Below are 15,120 nucleotides of genomic sequence, written 5' to 3'. Positions count from 1 at the left end.
TCAGGCCCCCGGCGGCGAGGCCGCCGCGAGCGCCTTCGACGTCGCGGCGACCGCGCGGTCCACCTGGCGCTCGTCGACGACGAGCGGCGGGAGGTAGCGGATGACGGTCGCGCCCGTGGGGAGCGTGAGGACGCCCTCCTGGATGAGCGCGTTCAGGACAGGCGTGTTCTTCACGCGCAGCTCGAGGCCCACCATAAGGCCGCGGCCGCGCACCTCGCGCACGAGGGGCGACCCGGTCTCCGAGAGACCGCGCACGAGGCGCGCGCCGAGACGCTCCGCGCGTTCCGCGAGCTTCTCTTCCGCGATGACGTCGAGGACGGCGGAGGCCGCGGCGCACGCGAGCGGGTTGCCGCCGAACGTGTTGCCGTGGCTTGCGACGGGGAGCGTCGCGACCGCGTCCGTGAGGAGGATGCCGCCCATCGGGAGGCCCGCCGCGACGGACTTCGCGAAGCAGAGGATGTCGGGCGTCACGTTCTCGTGCTCGACGGCCCACATGCGGCCCGTGCGCGCGAAGCCGGTCTGGATCTCGTCCGCGACGAGGAGCGCGCCGCGGTCCGTGCAGACGTCGCGCGCGGCCTTGAGGTAGCCGGGCGGCGGGACCATGACGCCGCCTTCGCCCTGGATCGGCTCGAGGAAGAGCGCGGCGGTCTCCGCGGTCACGGCCTCCTTGAGGGCCTCCTCGTCTCCGAAGGCGACGTGCGAGACGCCGGGAAGGAGCGGCGCGAACGGCTCGCGGTACTCGGCCTTGTACGTGAGCGAGAGCGCGCCCATCGTGCGGCCGTGGAACGCCTTCTTCGCGGCCACAAGGCCCGCGCGCTTCGTGTGGGCGCGCGCGAACTTGATCGCGGCCTCGATCGCTTCCGTGCCGGAGTTCGCGAGGAACGCGCGGTCCATGCCGCGCGGCGCGACCGCGAGAAGCTTCTCGAGGAGCTCCGCGCGGCGGTCGTTGTAGTAGGTCTGCGCGACGAAGACGAGGCGGCCCGCCTGCTCCGCGATCGCGCGCGTCACCTTCGGGTGCGCGTGGCCGACGTTGCCGACGCCGTAGCTCGCGCCGAAGTCGAGGTACTCGCGGCCTTCCGCGTCCCAGAGGCGCGCGCCCTCGCCGCGGACGACCGAGACGGGGCGCTTCGGGAAGACGCCCGACTCGCGGCGCGCCTCGACGGCCTTCATGGTCTCGGTCGAGGTCACGAGGACGCCCCCTTGGACATGCGCTCGATAGTCGTGCAGCCCTCGCCCTTGAGGGCGCGGCCCACCGGGTCGGGGCCCGCGGCGGACGCGAAGACGACCTTGCGGACGCCGAGCGCGAGCGCCTCCTCGGCGCCGAGGATCTTCTTCTTGAAGCGGCCCTGCGCGAGGCCCGCGAAGCTCTCGAGCCGGTCGGAGGGGATGTGCGTCACGACGCTCGTGGGATCGTTCACGTCGCGCAGGAGGCCGGGCACGTTCGAGAGGATGAGGAGCGCGTCGGCGTCGAGCGCGCCCGCGACGGCCGCGGCCGCGCGGTCCGCGTCCGCGTTCACCGCGTCGCCCTCATACGAGATGGCGGGGACGGTGAGGACGGGCGCGAAGCCGTTGGCGAGGAGCAGGCGCAGGAGGTTCGCGTTCACCTTCTCGACGGTGCCGGTGTGGTCGCCGCGGAGCACGACGCGCTTGCCGTTCTCGACGGCCTTCACGTGGTCCTTGCGCGTCCCTTCGAGGACGCGGCCGTCGACGCCCGTGAGGCCCACCGCGTTGACGCCGAGCTTCTGCAGGCTCTCGACGACGCGCAGGTTGAGCTTGCCCGACGCCATCGCGAAGAGGTCGAGCGTGCGCGCGTCCGTGAAGCGCGAGACGTGGCCCGACGCGCTCGTCACGAAGCGCGGGGGGTGGCCGAGCGCCTCGGAGAGACGGTTGGTCTCGTCGCTGGCGCCGTGGACGAGGATCCAGTCCTGGCGGTTCGCGAGGTCGCGGACGACGTTCTCCATATCGATGCCGGCGCCACCGCCGACCTTGACGACAAACATGGTTTCAACTCACGGATGCAGCGCGAAGCGCGGAAGGCCCTCGGTCTCGGGGTATCCGAAGGCGACGTTCATGTTCTGCACGGCCGCGCCCGCGGTGCCGCGCACGAGGTTGTCGATGGCCGAGAGCACGACGAGGCGCTTCGAGAGCGGGTCGCGCTCGAAACCCACCGCGACGTTGTTCGTGCCGATGACGAGCTTGGGCTCGGGGAGGCGGTAGAGGCCGCTCCGCTCCTTCACGATCTGGACCATGGGCTCCGCGCCGTAGTCCTCGCGGAACACCTTCCAGATCGCCTTCTCGTCAAGGTCCTCCTTGAGCCACACGTGGCACGTCGAGAGGATGCCGCGGACGAGCTCGACCGCGTGGGCCGAAAGCGAGACCTTCACGCCCGTCTCCTGCTGGATCTCCGCCGTGTGGCGGTGGCCCGCCGGCGAGTACGGCCGGACCGCGCCCGAGCGCTCGGGGTGGTGCGAGCCCGGCGAGTGCTCGGCGCCCGCCGCGGAGGATCCGATCTTCGAGTCCACGACGACGTGGTCGGGGTCGATGAGGCCGCGGCGCGCGAGAGGCCTCAGGGCGAAGGCGGCCGAAGTCGCGATGCAGCCCGCGCCCGCGACAAGGCGGGCGGAGCGGATCTTCTCGCGGTGGAACTCGGCGATGCCGTAGACGCGCTCCGAAAGCAGCTCCGGGTCGGGGTGCGTCCATCCCTCGTAGAACCGCGGGTACTGGGAGGCGTCCGCGAGCCGGTGGTCGGCCGCGAGGTCGAAGACGCGCCGGGCGGTCTTGAGGTAGGCGCGGATCTTCGGCGCGCTCGTGCCGTGCGGGCCCGCAAGGAAGAGCGCGTCGAGGTCCGTCGTCTCCGCCGCGTCGTGCGTCGCGAACGTGAGGTCGACGCCGCGGAGGTTGGGGTGCGCGGCGCGGACGTTCTTGCCCGCGAACTTGTTGGACGTCGCGAGCGCGACCTCGACCTTCGGGTGCTGGAGGAGGAGCCGAAGGAGCTCGCCGCCGCCGTAGCCGGAGGCGCCGACGATGCCGACGCGCAGGGGCGACGTCACGCGACGACCCCCAGATGGTGAGGCGGAGGGGTCGCGGCGGCCCGGGCCGGGGTCCAGGGGCCGAGCCCCTGGTCGTGGGGGTCCAGGGGGCGCGAAGCGGCCCCCTGGCGCACGGAGTCGCACGTCAACCCGTAGCCCCATCGAAGGCGGGGCGGGGGGTTTGTTGTGTGACGGAGTGCGCTCGCCGGCGGAGCGCGCAGCGAGCGAAGCGAGCAAAGCGCGGAGCCGGCGCTCATCGCTTGGCCACCTCGGTCGCGTACCTCACGATGGCGCCCGGGATGTCGACGCCCGTGGGCGCGACGGAGTTCTTGAACTCCATCGTGTGGTTGACCTCGTGGCACGTGAGGCCGTTCGGGCCCTCCATGAGGTCCATCGCGAGGACGCCGCCGCCGATCGCGTCCGAGGCGCGGCGGCAGATGTCCCGGATGTCGTCCGTCACGGGGCAATTCGAGGCCTTGCCACCCTGCGCCGTGTTCGTGATGAAGTGCTGCGCGTTCGAGCGGTAGATGGCCGCGATGGTCTCGCCGTCCACGCAGAAGGCGCGGATGTCGCGGTCCGGCTTCGGCACGTACTCCTGGACGTAGAAGATCGAGTGCTGCGGCCCGCCGAGGACGCTCTTGTGCTCGATGAGCGCAAGCGCCGTCTCGCGGTCGGCGGCCTTCGCGATGAGGCGGCCCCATGATCCCACGACGGGCTTGAAGACGCACGGGTAGCCGATCGCCTCGACGGCGCGCATCGCGCTTTCCTCGTCGAAGGCGACCTGGACGCGCGGCGTCGCGACGCCGGCCTTCGCGAGCACCATCGACGTCTCGGCCTTGTCGCCGCAGCGGCGGAGCACGTCGTGGCTGTTGATCGAGGTCACGCCGTAGTGCTCGAAGTAGCGCGTCGCGTAGAACGAGTGCCAGTAGGAGATCGAGCGCTCGAGGATCACGTCGACCTCCGCGAGCTCCTCCGGCGACGTTGCGAGGTCGAAGCTCAGGGCGCGGTCGTCGATCTGGACGATGTCGACGCCCTGCTCTTTCGCGGCGTCGAGGATCATCTTCTCGTCCATGCGGATGCGGCTGTACAGGAGTCCGATCTTGACCATCAGGAGGCCCCCTTGGGCTGGAGGTTGCGGGCCACGATGTCGCGCATCGCGACGAAGTCGGCGTGGAGGCGCCGGAGATCCTCGTCGCTTGCGTCGTTCACGTGGCGGAGCTTCACGAACTGGAGGATGGCGTCCACGACGTCGTCCGTCGCGGAGAGGCCCAGCTCCTCGAGGCGGTAGCGGATCGTGGGCTTGCCCGCCATCTTGTCGACGACGAAGCGGCGGCGGCGGCCCACGAGGTCGACGGGGATGCTTTCGTAGTGGCGCGGGTCCAGGAGGACGGCCGCGACGTGGAGGCCCGCGTTGTGCGTGAAGGCGTTCGCGCCCACGATGGGCGCCTGCTCGGGGACGCGCAGGCCGGAGTGCCGGGCGACGAGCTCCGAGAGGCCCGGAAGCTCCTCGAGCTTCCAGTGCGCGCCCTCATTGCGCTGGAGGCGCAGCGCGACGGCCGTCTCCGCAAGCGGCGCGATGCCCGTGCGCTCGCCGAGGCCGTTCACGCAGACGTCGATGACGCTCGCGCCGCCCTCCACGGCGGCGAGGCTGTTGGCGACGGCCATGCCGAGGTCGTTGTGGCAGTGGATGCCGACGCGAGCGCTTCCCGCGAGGCCCTTCACGAGGTTCGCGACGAAGTCGCGGGTCGCGAAGGGGTTCATGTATCCCGTCGTGTCCGCGACGCCGATGCGGTCGGCGCCCGCGGCCTCGGCGGCGCGGGCGATGCGCAGGACCGTGTCGGGGTTCGAGCGGACGGTGTCTTCGGGCGTGTAACGGACCTTGAGGCCGTGGCTCTTCGCGTACCGGATGCAGTCCGTGATGAGCTTCTCGGCCTCGTCGACGTTCTTGCGGAAGTGCGCCTCGAGGCGCTTGTCCGCGACGCTGAAAAAGATGCCGACCCAGTCGGCGTCCGTCTTGAGGACCTGGTCGATGTCGCTCCTCATCGCGCGCGAATGCGCGACGATCTCGGCCGAAAGGCCGAGGCGCGCGACCTCGCGGACCGCATGGGCGATCTCGGGCGAGACCGCGGGGTGCCCGGCCTCGATGTAGTCGATGCCGAAGGCGTCGAGCCGGCGCGCGATCTCGAGCTTCTCGTCGAGCGTGAACGACACGCCCGGCGTCTGCTCGCCCTCGCGAAGGGTCGAATCGAGGAGCTTCACGGCCATGGTCCCACTACTCGCCCCAATCCTCTTCCTCTTCCGGCGCAAGCGCGAGCGTCAGGGGGGCCAGGGCGGTCACTTCGAGCTCCGCGCCGCAGTCCCCGCAGTCGACGACCTCGCCCTGGACGGGGTTCACGAGCTTGACGGCGGCGCCGCACTCCACGCATTCCGACATGTTCTCCACGACCTGCCGAAGCATTTGCGAGCATGGCTGCGTATTTCGTAGCGCCATGAGTGAAATGCGTCGGCTTGGCGGCGAATATCGTGATCCGATATGAAGGTTCGCCTGCCCGCGGGTCGGGTGACGACCCGAAGCTCGCCCAGACGAGCCTCAAGGGTTGGGTCCGGGGGGGTTCGAGGGGATCTCGCGCGCCATGGACGCCGCGAAGTGGTCCCACATCGTCGCGACGCGACGGCGGATGAGCGGCTTCGCGAGCGTGAGGCGGATCCAGCCCTTCAGGCGACGCACCTTGAAGCGGAAGCGGATGCGCAGGCGCGACCCGCCCGGCGCGGGCTCGAGGCTGTAGTAGTAGACCGTGCCGCGCCCGCGGCCGTCGATCACGTGCGCCTCCCACCGGTCGGGCGGAAAGAGGCGCACCTCCACCTTTCCCCGACCGGCCTGCCCCAGCATCTCGACCTCGCCCTCCATCACCACCTTGTCCTGCGTGCGTTCGAGGACCGGGCGCCTCTGGATGATCACGTGGCCCGCCCGCGCCGGGTCGTCGTCCTGGTAGTCGGTGCACCAGGCGTAAGCCGTCTGGACCGGGTAGGGGAAGAAGCGCGTGTAATGAAGGTCGACGAAGGCGTCCACGCGGCCAGCACGATCCCCAGAGACCATGAGTCTTGGGGGCGCGCCGGACCGCCGCGCCCTCGCGTCACTCGACGTTCGCGTGCCGCACGCGCATCGAGTCTTCGGTCTCCTTGCGCCGCGCCATGAGCTCCGCGACGAAGCCGTCGAGGAACACCTGGCACGCGTTCTCGAAGAGCGTGCCGAGGGGCGCGAGCTCCTTCTGGCGGCCCGAGGAGGAGGTGCGGAGGAGGATCGTGAGTTCGGCAAGCTTGGCGAGCGTGCTGTCGCCCTCGCCCGTGATGACGACGACCTTGCTCCCGAGGCGCTTGGCGGTCTGACCCGTCACGACCACGCTGAAGGTCTCGCCCGACCCCGAGATGAGGACCACGACGTCCTTCTCCTGCACGGGCGGCGTCACGGTCTCGCCCACGAAGTACGCGGGGACGCCGAGGTGCCAGAGCCGGATCGCGAACGCGCGCCCCACGAGGCCCGAGCGGCCGCGCCCGAAGATGATGACGGAGCGGGCGCCCTCGACGAGCGCGAGGAGGCGGCGCACCTCTTCGTCGGGCACGTCGTCCACGCTCGCGCGCATCTGGTTCAGGATGTAATGGGCGGCATCGCGGACGCGCACGGCGCGCGATGGTCCCCCGCCCTCATGACGCTTCCCCCGCGACGGGTCCGAAACGCATTTCCGGCGCGCGCCGCTTCCGCCGCCGTTGAAGCTCGCGCGCCGCCTCCGGCTTTTCTCCGTACTCGCCGCAGCCTTCGCGATCGCCGCGGCCCTCGCTTCGCTCACGCTCGAAGCCTCGCCCACGGCGCTCGGCCCCGGCCGGCCGCTCACGGGGCCCACGGGCTACCAGTGGAACCCCGTCACCGACGGCCGGTTCGTCGCCTTCCAGGAGGCCGACCGGGAGCCCGAATGCACGGACCACGGCCTTCCCGTCCCGCCCCTCTGCGTCTACGCGCCGAATCGCCGTATCATCGTCGACCTCGCAACGGGTCAGGCCCGCAACGTGGAGGACGACATCTGGCGACTCGGATACTTCGACCCCCTCGTCGTCGCGGACGGGACGGTCGCGTCGCGCACGCGCCTGTACGACCTGGAAAACGGAACCGCGCGCGACGCCCCCTGGAACGGCAGCTTCCTGCCCGAGGCGCGCGCCGGAAGCCTCGTCTTCGGCGCAACGTCCGCGGGCTACGCGTGGCACGACCTCGCGACCGGCGGGGAAGGTCTCGTCGCATGGATGCCCGACGGCGAGCGGCCGGGCGGCGTCCACCTCGCGGCCGCAACGCGCGACCGCCTGCTCGTGGCGTGGCAGCCGAACGCCTCGACCGACCGTGTCGCGGTGGCGCTCGTTGATGTCGCGACGGGAAACGAGACGCGCTTGACGCTCGGCGAGCGCGAGGGCTTCGCGCCGCTTCGACCGCACCCGTGGGGCGTGGCGGGAGCGCTCAACGCCACGCGCGCGATGGTCGCCGTCGCCCGCGAGAACGCGACGCCCTTTGCCCGTTTCTTCGACGCCGCGACCGGCGAGGCCGCGGGCGAAGCCGCGCTCCCGCCGGTTCCGTTCACGTCCGCAACGAGCGCGGGCGATCGCTGGGTCGTCGCGCTTGCGACGGGTCACGTGTCGGGCCGCTTCGACGGGACCGACCTCCGCCATGTCGGAGTCGGGCGCGACGCCGTCGCGCTCGATGGGGATGGCGGGGTGGTCTACGTGAACGGCGACGAACGCGTCTGGCGCGCCGGGGCGGGCGACGCCGAGCCGTTCTCGGTCTCAAGCCTCGACGTGCGACGCCTCACGCTCGCGACCGCCGCGGTCGCCGCGGCCGGCGTGTCGGCCGGCCTCGGCTGGGCGGCGCGGCGCGCGGACCGCGTCGCGGTGGCTGCCGGCGCGCGGTGCGGAGGCTGCGGCGCTCCGCGGTCGAGCGATCTCGCGTTCTGCGCGGCGTGCGGCGCGGATTGACGGGCGACGGAGCCTCCGCGCTTCGAGCCGAAGCGCGTCGCCCCGCGCTCAGGCGCGGCCGCCGCCGACGGCGGGCACCTTGTAGACGCTCGGGAGCCCGATGGCGCGCCGCTCGAGGACGCGCTCGAGCATGATCTTCATGTACATCGCGTCGTGCTCGACGATCGGCGAGTTCGAGATGACGGTGATGTCGAGCGCGCGGTCGAGGATGACCTCGACGAGCGGGTTGAAATCGAGGTCGCCCTTCTTGATCGGGACGTGGTTGAGCTCGTTGAAGTTCGAGTACTTCACGCCCGTGAAGTAGGCGTGCAGGTGGTCGAGGCCGAGCGGCTCGACCTTGTCGAAGACCTTCTCGAAATCCTCCTTCGTCTTGAGGCCGCCGTTCGAGCGCGCGTGGATGTGCGAAAAGTCGAGGACCGGAATGATGCCCTCGACGTCCTGGCAGAGCGAGACGATCTGGTCGAGCTCGCCGAAGGTCTGCTGCTTGCCCATGACCTCGATGCCGAGGCGGCAGCTGAACTTGTTGTCGTGGAAGTAGTCGCGCAGCATCGTCGCGGACTCGACGGCCTTCTCGTACGTCTCCTCCTTGCCCATCGTCGTGTAGAAGCCGGCGTGGCACACGACGGTATCGGCCTTGAGGATGTCCGCGAAGTAGCCTGACATCGCGATCTTGTCCATCGACTTCTCGATGGTCTTCGGGTCGTCCGCGCAGATGTTCGTGTAGTAGGGCGCGTGCACGCTCAGGCGCACGCCGAGCTGCTTCGCGAGCTCGCCGACCTCGAGCGCGTACTCTTCGTCCATGCGGATGCCGCGGACGAACTGGATCTCCATCGCGTTGAGGCCGAGCTCCTGGACGTGCTGGACGCCCTCGAGCGTCGTGCGCCCCTTGCAGGAGAGCGGGACCCCGGCGGGCCCGAGGTAGATCATGCCCTTCGGCTTCGGCTTCGGGGCCTTCGCGGCCTTCTTGCCCTTCGCGCCACCCGATTTGGAGGAACTCACGCCCATCCGCTCCCGGCGACCCCGGTGGGACGCTCGAACGCCCGGCAGCTCATGAACGTTCCGGAGGCCTCGAAGGGGTTGGGGGCGGGCATCGACAGGCCCTGTTTCCCTCGGCCCTATAAGAAGGTTACCAGGGTCCGGCCGTGGCCGCGCCCCGGAGCCTCAGAAAATGGGTCCGAACTCGGTCTTCTTCACGCCCGAGTTCGCGGCATCGGTCGCGATGATGTACGCGCCGCGGCTCTCCATGATCTTGAGCTGCAGCTCGTACTCGACGAGGCGGAGGGGCTCCATCTTCACGACGGCCGGGTTGAAGTAGAAGCCGTTGGGCGCCATGAGGATCTCGGCGCGCGTGCCGTTGTCCCACGCCGCGCGCTGGAGACACGAGGCGGACGGGCAGAGGAAGGACACGCTCACGCGGTTGAAGGCGCGCGGCTTGCCATGGTATTCGCCTAGGAAGAACCGGCCGCCCTTCGAGAGGTCGACGAGATCGATGCCGGTGGCGTTGAACTCGAAGTTGTGGATCGGCGTGCTGTCGGCCGGCTTCGCCGCCGCCTGCGTCAGGACGACCTGGACGAACTGGAAGCGCTCGACGTCGGAATCCTCGGGGCCCGTGACGGTGAGGTAGAACCGGATGGTCCCGTAGCCGTTGATGAGGTCGTCCCCGATGCAGCCCGAAAGACCGGGCACGAGGCCGACGAGGGCGAGGGCGAGGAGGGCGCGGCGAGCGTCCATGCGACTCCTCCCGAGGGGGTCGCGTGTCATAACCCCTTCTTTTTGACCGGTGGGACGGGCACGGCAGGCCAACGTCCGGTCCCGGTCCCGGTCCCGGACCCGGACCCGGCACCCGGTCCCGGTGCCCGACACCCGGTCCCGACACCCGGCACCCGGTCCCGGTGCCCGGCGCCCGGTCCCGGACCCGGCGCCCGACACCCGGTCCCGGCGTCCGATGTCCTTCCGGTGGTGCGCTCCGCCCGCCGCGACCCCCTGTTTCCCCCGCGACCCCCGGTCCCAAACGCATATAAAGGGCAAGCCCTTTCAGGCGCTGTTCCCCAGCCACCGTCAGGTGGCCTCGGGGTGCGATGTCGGAGGAGTCAGATGCCTCTTCAATACAAAACCAACCCGGTCCTGGTGGACCTCATCCACCGCCTGAAGAAGGCGGGGTGGGACCACGAGGCGCCCATCTGGCGAGACATCGCGCTGCGTCTGGAGAAGCCGACGAAGCGCCGTGTCGAAGTGAATCTCAGCCGCATTGACCGCTCCCTGCGCGAAGGCGAGACCGCCCTCGTGCCCGGGAAGCTCCTTGCGGCCGGAGAGCTGACCAAGCGCGTGGACGTCGCGGCGTACGCCTTCTCGGAAGCGGCGCGCGCGAAGATCACGGCCGCCGGCGGGAAGTGCCTCACGTACGACGAGCTCATGAAGGCCAACCCGTCGGGCACGAAAGTCCGCATCGTGGGGTGAAGACATGACGACGAAGTCCATCATCAGCGCCGAGAACCTCGTGCTCGGCCGCCTCGCGAGCCGTGTCGCGAAGCGTCTCCTCGGCGGCGACACGATCATCATCGTGAACGCGGAGAAGGCGCTCATCACGGGCACCAAGGAGTCCGTGATGCGCACGTACAACTTCAAGCGCGACGTCGGTACGCGCCGCAAGGGCCCGTACTACCCGCGCACGCCGGACCGCATGCTGAAGCGCACCGTCCGCGGCATGGTGAACTACCAGACGCCGCGCGGCCGCGCCGCGTACAAGCGCCTCAAGGTCTTCCTCGGCACGCCCGCGGAGTTCGAGGGCGCCCAGATCGAGTCCGTGAAGGACGCCCGAACGCAGGCCGCCCGCAGCGTGACGCTCGAGACCGTCGCGCGCGAGCTCGGCTTCGAGGTGAAACTGTGAAGGTCATCAACACGAGCGGCAAGCGCAAGACCGCCGTGGCCCGCGCCGTCGTCACGAAGGGCGAGGGCCGCGTCCGCGTGAACGACACGCCCATCGAGATCTACTCGCCGGAGCTCGCCCGCCTCAAGATCCAGGAAGCGATCTACATTGCGGGCGACAAGGCGGGCAAGGTCGACGTGAACGTGAACGTGCGCGGCGGCGGGATCATGGGCCAGGCGGAAGCCGCCCGGACCGCGATCGCGCGCGGCATCGTGGAGTTCTTCGGCGACGAGGAGCTCAAGGACATCTACGTCTCCTACGACCGCACGCTGCTCGTCAACGACGCGCGCCGCAAGGAAGCCAAGCACCAGCTCGGCAAGGGCGCGCGCAAGCGGAAGCAGAAGTCGTACAGGTGATCGCGCCATGATGATTCCCGTGCGCTGCTTCAGCTGCGGAAAAGTCATCGGCTCCGCGTACGAGGCGTTCAAGGAACGCGTCGCGCGCGGCGAGGAGCCGAAGCGCGTCATGGACGACCTCGGCGTCTCGCGGTATTGCTGCCGTCGGATGATCGTGTCCCAGTCGGACATCGTCGACGACGCGGCGCCTTACGCCTGAAGGGGGGTGAGCACGAGAGGGGGGAGGACGAAACCTCCCCCCTCTCGTCTCTGCCCAATCGGACCCAATCTACTTTTCCATTCTCCAAACACACGTCAGCGGAGCTTCGACCTCGCGCAGCGCCGCGGGGTTAGGGGATCCCCGCGGCGCGAAGCGAGCCCAACGTCAGCAGCGCACGATCGCTTCTCGGCTGATGAGCGCGCAGGATCCCCGCGGCGCGGAGCGAGCCCAACGTCAGCAGTGTAAGATCGGTTCTCGGCCTATGAGCGCGCAGGATCCCCGCAGCGCGGAGCGAGCCCAACGTCAGCAGCGCACCCTCAATTCTCGGCCGATGAGCGCGACGGATCCCCGCGGCGCGGAGCGAGACCAACGTCAGCAGCGCACCCTCGGTTCTCGGCCGGTAAGCGCGCGGGATCCCGCGGCGCTCGACAAGCACGTGCATGGATCCACGCGCGCGCCGCCCACGCGCGACCCCATCGCGCCAGCCCCCAAATCTTTATGGTGGGCGCGCCGCTTCACGGCCCTGCACCCGAGCGTTTTCCACGGGGCCGTGGGGTAGCTTGGTATCCTTGCTGCTTGGGGTGCAGTTGACTCCAGTTCAAATCTGGACGGCCCCACTTCGCTTCGCTTCGTGGGCCCGTCCTGGTCCTCGCCGGCTGAGGCCGGCTGCGGTCTGGACGGCCCCATAGAAAGGGGGTGAGCACGAGAGGGGGAAAGGCTTTCCCCCTCTCGTCTCCGCACCCCGAGTCCAAGATTTTCGGCAGGTCTCCATTCAACCCGGAGCGGAGCCTCACCCGCGCAGGCGCGGCGGGGTTAGGGGATCCCCGCCGCGCCGGAGCGGCCGGACGTCAGGCAAGCACGATCGGCTCCGGCCGGACGCGCGGAGGATCCCCGCCGCGCGCGAGCGGCCGGACGTCAGGCAAGCACGATCGACTCCGGCAGGACACCCGAGGAGCCCCCGCCGCGCACGCCTCCGGCCAGGGCGTGCTCAGACGAGCAGGTCGCGCTGGGCAGGTCTTGCAGCGTGCGTTCCCTCCAGCACCTCCGCATCGACGGCCGCCGCATCCTGCGGCGCGATGCCGAGTTTGTCGCGCAGTCGCTCGAGTGCCGCGCGTTCGCGGGCGTCGACGCCGCCCGTTTCCATCGCGCTTTCGGCGGCGGCGCGATAGACCTCGAGCTTCTTGTACGCGATGTAGGCGGGCGTCGGCTGCACGGAAGGCATCGCGCGGTCGGCGAGGCGCTCCGTGAAACGCTGAAGTGGCGCCATCGCGAAGACGAGGAGGCCGGCCGCCGCGATGCCGAGGTACGGCCCGACGCTCTCCTGGAAGATCTCCTGCGCGGTCTCGCTCACGACAAAGAAGACGCCGACGAAGATGGCGGCGGTCGTGCTCTGTTTCAGCGTCCACTTGAGCTTGAGGTCGAAGTCGAAGAGCTGGTCGCGGAGGAGGGCGCGCGCGAGGAGCCCGACGGAGAGGAGGAGGGCGAGGCCCCATCCGAGGTCGTTGTGGACCCCGAGAACGTGCAGGGACGGGACGACGACGAAGCCCACGTCCTGCACGCCGAAGGCGAGCGCGTATCCGTTGGCGCGGCGTCGCGCGAGGCTCCCGCGCGGGGCGCGGTGCCGCGCGTGGAGCGACGCGAGGAGACCGAAGACGCCGACCGCCATCCAGAGGGGGGATTGGACTTCGTGGGCCCACGCCGGCGCGATCGGGTACGATTCGCCGATCTCCGGGAAGTAGGTCATCTCGAAATAGGTCTCGTGGAAGCCGACGACGACCACGAAGGCGGCCGCGATGCCGGCGAGGAGCAGGAGGCGCGCGACGCGGTGGCGCAGCGGGCGCGCGAGCGGCGTGTCGAGCGCCGCGCCCATGAAGAGGAGGTACGCGAAGGGGACGGCGAAGTTCGTCGCGTGTTCGTACACCGTCGCGTTGTACGTCAGCTGCGTCAGGCCTTCGAAGAAGACGGGGATGCGGTTCGCGACGAAGTTCGCGCCGACCAGGACGAGGTAGAGCGCGAGCAGTCGGTTCACGGTCGCGCGCGGCGACGCGGCGTAGACCCCCGGGGCCACGGCGAGCGCGGCGACGGCCGCCGCGAGCATGAGCCACGTCGCGGGGTCGAGGTGGGCCATGGCCACGGGACGGGGGCGGGCGGTAAGAGCGTTGCGGAGCCGCGAGGCGCCCGGCCGCGGGCGCCGCGGGCGGGTCCGCGTCGCGAAGGCGGGGACGTCGGGGCCCCGAGTGGGTACGGTCGACGCGGGGATTTCGAGGTCGCGATTTTCCCTCGACGTTCGCCCCGTCTCCCCCGACGGTGACACGAAGCGGCTATCGTGCCGCGCCGCCATGCCATCGCGAGGCTGATTTTCTGACCCTCAAGACGCTCGCCGCTCTCTTCGCGGCCCTCGCCCTCGCGGTCCCGACCGCCCTCGCGACAACCGACGACGACGGCGACGGGTGGACCACGCCCGACGACTGCGACGACCGCAACCCCATGACGCACCCCGGAGCCGTCGAGGTGCGTGACGGCCTCGACAATGACTGCGACGGCTGGGTGGACGAGGGCATCGACGAGGACTTGGACGGCGTCCTTCCTCCCGAGGATTGCGACGACAGGAACCCCGCCGTCTATCCTGGCGCCACCGAATGGGCCGACGGGCTCGACAACGATTGCAACGGCCTCGTGGACGACCTCCCTGACGCGGACGGCGACGGGATCGGGGACGGGTTCGACAACTGCCGCTTCCTCGCCAACCCCTCGCAGGCGGATTTCGACCAGGACGGGCGCGGGGACGCGTGCGACGACTCGGACGCGGACGGGCTCACGGACGAGGACGAGCTCGCGCGCGGCACGGAGCCCCTCGTGCGCGACACGGACCGCGACGGCCTCCTCGACGGCGACGAGGTCCTTGCGCGGGAGACGGACCCGCTCGACCCCGACACGGACGGCGACCTCGTCGGCGACGGGCGCGAGGTCGCGGGCGGCTCGAACCCGCGGGACCCCACGAGCCTCCCCACGCCCGCGGGCCCGCTCGCGGGGATCGCCCTCCTCGCGGAGGCGCCGCTCACGGACGAGCTCCACCCGGTCCTCCCGTAGGCGCGTTGGGCCGGCGCCCGCCCCGCGGCGAAGGTTCATCCCCTGCCATCGCCCACGCTCACGCGTGCGTCCGCGTCCCCTCGTCCTTGCGGCGATCCTCGCCCTCCTGATGCTCTCTGCGGGCTGTCTCTCGCGCGAGGATTCGCGCTCCGCTTCCGACACGCTCGAGGCGCGCGTCGCGGGCGTGTTCAGCGCGAACGCGACGCAGGCGGACGTCGCCGAGCTCGCGGCGCGGGTGCGGGAGCGCGGCGGCGAGATGGCGGTCATGGAGAGCTTCCCGCTCCAGTTCTCGACCCGCGGCCTCGGCGAGGCGGATTGCGCGGACGTGCGCGCCTTCGCCGCCTTGCGCCCCTACGTGGCGAGCGTGGGCGCGTGCGTCCGCGTCGTCGCTTCCGACCGGTCGGACGACTCCGTCGCCTCGCGGTAGGGGCGTGGCTCGACCTCACCGACAAAGACGTCTTCGCACACAGACGAACCTTACCTCGCGACCGTCCCCGCTCTTGGGGC

18 protein-coding genes and 1 tRNA gene are annotated in these 15,120 nt (G+C 70.4%); 8 read left to right on the top strand and 11 right to left on the bottom strand.

Features of this window, described 5'->3' with window-relative positions:
- The 8 genes from VM889_13055 to hxlB all read right to left on the bottom strand — a co-directional run bounded on the left by VM889_13055 (position 1) and on the right by hxlB (position 6,709).
- Positions 1 to 1,188: an acetylornithine/succinylornithine family transaminase gene (locus VM889_13055; GenBank protein ID HVL49480.1), complete on the bottom strand. Its 1,188-nt coding sequence runs from the start codon at positions 1,186 to 1,188 to the stop codon at positions 1 to 3.
- The gene (locus VM889_13050) at positions 1,185 to 2,000 is read right to left on the bottom strand and encodes a [LysW]-aminoadipate kinase (GenBank protein ID HVL49479.1); all 816 of its coding nucleotides are present in this window, start codon (positions 1,998 to 2,000) and stop codon (positions 1,185 to 1,187) included. The genes VM889_13055 and VM889_13050 overlap by 4 nt, the downstream gene beginning before the upstream one ends.
- Before the next feature lie 9 nt (positions 2,001 to 2,009).
- The gene (gene argC, locus VM889_13045) at positions 2,010 to 3,050 is read right to left on the bottom strand and encodes an N-acetyl-gamma-glutamyl-phosphate reductase (GenBank protein HVL49478.1); all 1,041 of its coding nucleotides are present in this window, start codon (positions 3,048 to 3,050) and stop codon (positions 2,010 to 2,012) included.
- Between the two features lie 232 nt (positions 3,051 to 3,282).
- Positions 3,283 to 4,137, bottom strand: coding sequence for a lysine biosynthesis protein LysX (lysX, locus tag VM889_13040; protein HVL49477.1), 855 nt, complete (start codon positions 4,135 to 4,137; stop codon positions 3,283 to 3,285).
- Positions 4,137 to 5,294 carry a homocitrate synthase gene (locus VM889_13035; protein HVL49476.1) on the bottom strand — a complete coding sequence of 386 codons (1,158 nt, stop codon included), beginning with the start codon at positions 5,292 to 5,294 and terminating at the stop codon, positions 4,137 to 4,139. The genes lysX and VM889_13035 overlap by 1 nt, the downstream gene beginning before the upstream one ends.
- A gap of 7 nt (positions 5,295 to 5,301) precedes the next feature.
- Positions 5,302 to 5,463, bottom strand: a complete 162-nt coding sequence (lysW, locus tag VM889_13030) for a lysine biosynthesis protein LysW (protein HVL49475.1) — start codon at positions 5,461 to 5,463, stop codon at positions 5,302 to 5,304.
- A gap of 156 nt (positions 5,464 to 5,619) precedes the next feature.
- A complete protein-coding gene (locus VM889_13025) occupies positions 5,620 to 6,099 on the bottom strand; it encodes an SRPBCC family protein (GenBank protein ID HVL49474.1) in 480 nt (159 codons plus the stop codon).
- Between the two features lie 64 nt (positions 6,100 to 6,163).
- Complete coding sequence (gene hxlB, locus VM889_13020) at positions 6,164 to 6,709, bottom strand: 6-phospho-3-hexuloisomerase (protein HVL49473.1); 546 nt, start codon at positions 6,707 to 6,709, stop codon at positions 6,164 to 6,166.
- Positions 6,710 to 6,794: 85 nt separating this feature from the next.
- Between hxlB and VM889_13015 the strand changes: the two genes are divergently transcribed.
- Complete coding sequence (locus tag VM889_13015) at positions 6,795 to 8,042, top strand: hypothetical protein (GenBank protein ID HVL49472.1); 1,248 nt, start codon at positions 6,795 to 6,797, stop codon at positions 8,040 to 8,042.
- 48 nt (positions 8,043 to 8,090) lie between these two features.
- On the opposite strand, the gene VM889_13010 is transcribed toward VM889_13015, so the two are convergent.
- Together VM889_13010 and VM889_13005 are read right to left on the bottom strand one after the other, a co-directional pair.
- Positions 8,091 to 9,041 carry a TIM barrel protein gene (locus VM889_13010; GenBank protein HVL49471.1) on the bottom strand — a complete coding sequence of 317 codons (951 nt, stop codon included), beginning with the start codon at positions 9,039 to 9,041 and terminating at the stop codon, positions 8,091 to 8,093.
- A gap of 162 nt (positions 9,042 to 9,203) precedes the next feature.
- Complete coding sequence (locus VM889_13005) at positions 9,204 to 9,773, bottom strand: hypothetical protein (protein ID HVL49470.1); 570 nt, start codon at positions 9,771 to 9,773, stop codon at positions 9,204 to 9,206.
- A gap of 363 nt (positions 9,774 to 10,136) precedes the next feature.
- Between VM889_13005 and VM889_13000 the strand changes: the two genes are divergently transcribed.
- The 5 genes from VM889_13000 (at position 10,137) to VM889_12980 (ending at position 12,140) form a co-directional block, all read left to right on the top strand.
- Positions 10,137 to 10,499, top strand: coding sequence for a 50S ribosomal protein L18e (locus VM889_13000; protein ID HVL49469.1), 363 nt, complete (start codon positions 10,137 to 10,139; stop codon positions 10,497 to 10,499).
- A gap of 4 nt (positions 10,500 to 10,503) precedes the next feature.
- Positions 10,504 to 10,929, top strand: coding sequence for a 50S ribosomal protein L13 (locus VM889_12995; GenBank protein HVL49468.1), 426 nt, complete (start codon positions 10,504 to 10,506; stop codon positions 10,927 to 10,929).
- Positions 10,926 to 11,324, top strand: a complete 399-nt coding sequence (locus VM889_12990; protein HVL49467.1) for a 30S ribosomal protein S9 — start codon at positions 10,926 to 10,928, stop codon at positions 11,322 to 11,324. The genes VM889_12995 and VM889_12990 overlap by 4 nt, the downstream gene beginning before the upstream one ends.
- Before the next feature lie 10 nt (positions 11,325 to 11,334).
- Entirely contained in the window at positions 11,335 to 11,523 is a 189-nt protein-coding gene (locus VM889_12985) for a DNA-directed RNA polymerase subunit N (protein HVL49466.1), read from the top strand.
- Between the two features lie 544 nt (positions 11,524 to 12,067).
- A tRNA-Pro gene (locus tag VM889_12980) sits at positions 12,068 to 12,140 on the top strand.
- 371 nt (positions 12,141 to 12,511) lie between these two features.
- Here the strand turns inward: VM889_12980 and VM889_12975 are convergent.
- Entirely contained in the window at positions 12,512 to 13,651 is a 1,140-nt protein-coding gene (locus tag VM889_12975) for a hypothetical protein (protein ID HVL49465.1), read from the bottom strand.
- A 179-nt stretch (positions 13,652 to 13,830) separates the two neighbouring features.
- On the opposite strand from VM889_12975, the gene VM889_12970 reads away from it, so the two are divergent.
- Both VM889_12970 and VM889_12965 read left to right on the top strand, forming a co-directional pair.
- Entirely contained in the window at positions 13,831 to 14,613 is a 783-nt protein-coding gene (locus VM889_12970) for a MopE-related protein (GenBank protein ID HVL49464.1), read from the top strand.
- Between the two features lie 64 nt (positions 14,614 to 14,677).
- Positions 14,678 to 15,040 carry a hypothetical protein gene (locus tag VM889_12965; GenBank protein ID HVL49463.1) on the top strand — a complete coding sequence of 121 codons (363 nt, stop codon included), beginning with the start codon at positions 14,678 to 14,680 and terminating at the stop codon, positions 15,038 to 15,040.
- Positions 15,041 to 15,120: the final 80 nt, after the last annotated feature.

It is taken from the genome of Candidatus Thermoplasmatota archaeon, from assembly GCA_035540375.1.
In the GTDB taxonomy this organism is placed as follows: domain Archaea; phylum Thermoplasmatota; class SW-10-69-26; order JACQPN01; family JAJPHT01; genus DATLGO01.
Note: the sequence above shows the minus strand (reverse complement) of the source record. Positions and strands in the feature narration are given on the sequence as shown.

Excerpts from the sequence above, each read along its gene's own strand:
- VM889_13050 (HVL49479.1), bottom strand. The coding sequence starts at position 2,000 with ATGTTTGTCGTCAAGGTCGGCGGTGGCGCCGGCATCGATATGGAGAAC.
- lysX (HVL49477.1), bottom strand. The coding sequence starts at position 4,137 with ATGGTCAAGATCGGACTCCTGTACAGCCGCATCCGCATGGACGAGAAG.
- VM889_13035 (HVL49476.1), bottom strand. The coding sequence starts at position 5,294 with ATGGCCGTGAAGCTCCTCGATTCGACCCTTCGCGAGGGCGAGCAGACG.
- lysW (HVL49475.1), bottom strand. The coding sequence starts at position 5,463 with ATGTCGGAATGCGTGGAGTGCGGCGCCGCCGTCAAGCTCGTGAACCCC.
- VM889_13005 (HVL49470.1), bottom strand. The coding sequence starts at position 9,773 with ATGGACGCTCGCCGCGCCCTCCTCGCCCTCGCCCTCGTCGGCCTCGTG.
- VM889_13000 (HVL49469.1), top strand. The coding sequence starts at position 10,137 with ATGCCTCTTCAATACAAAACCAACCCGGTCCTGGTGGACCTCATCCAC.
- VM889_12995 (HVL49468.1), top strand. The coding sequence starts at position 10,504 with ATGACGACGAAGTCCATCATCAGCGCCGAGAACCTCGTGCTCGGCCGC.
- VM889_12985 (HVL49466.1), top strand. The coding sequence starts at position 11,335 with ATGATTCCCGTGCGCTGCTTCAGCTGCGGAAAAGTCATCGGCTCCGCG.
- VM889_12975 (HVL49465.1), bottom strand. The coding sequence starts at position 13,651 with ATGGCCCACCTCGACCCCGCGACGTGGCTCATGCTCGCGGCGGCCGTC.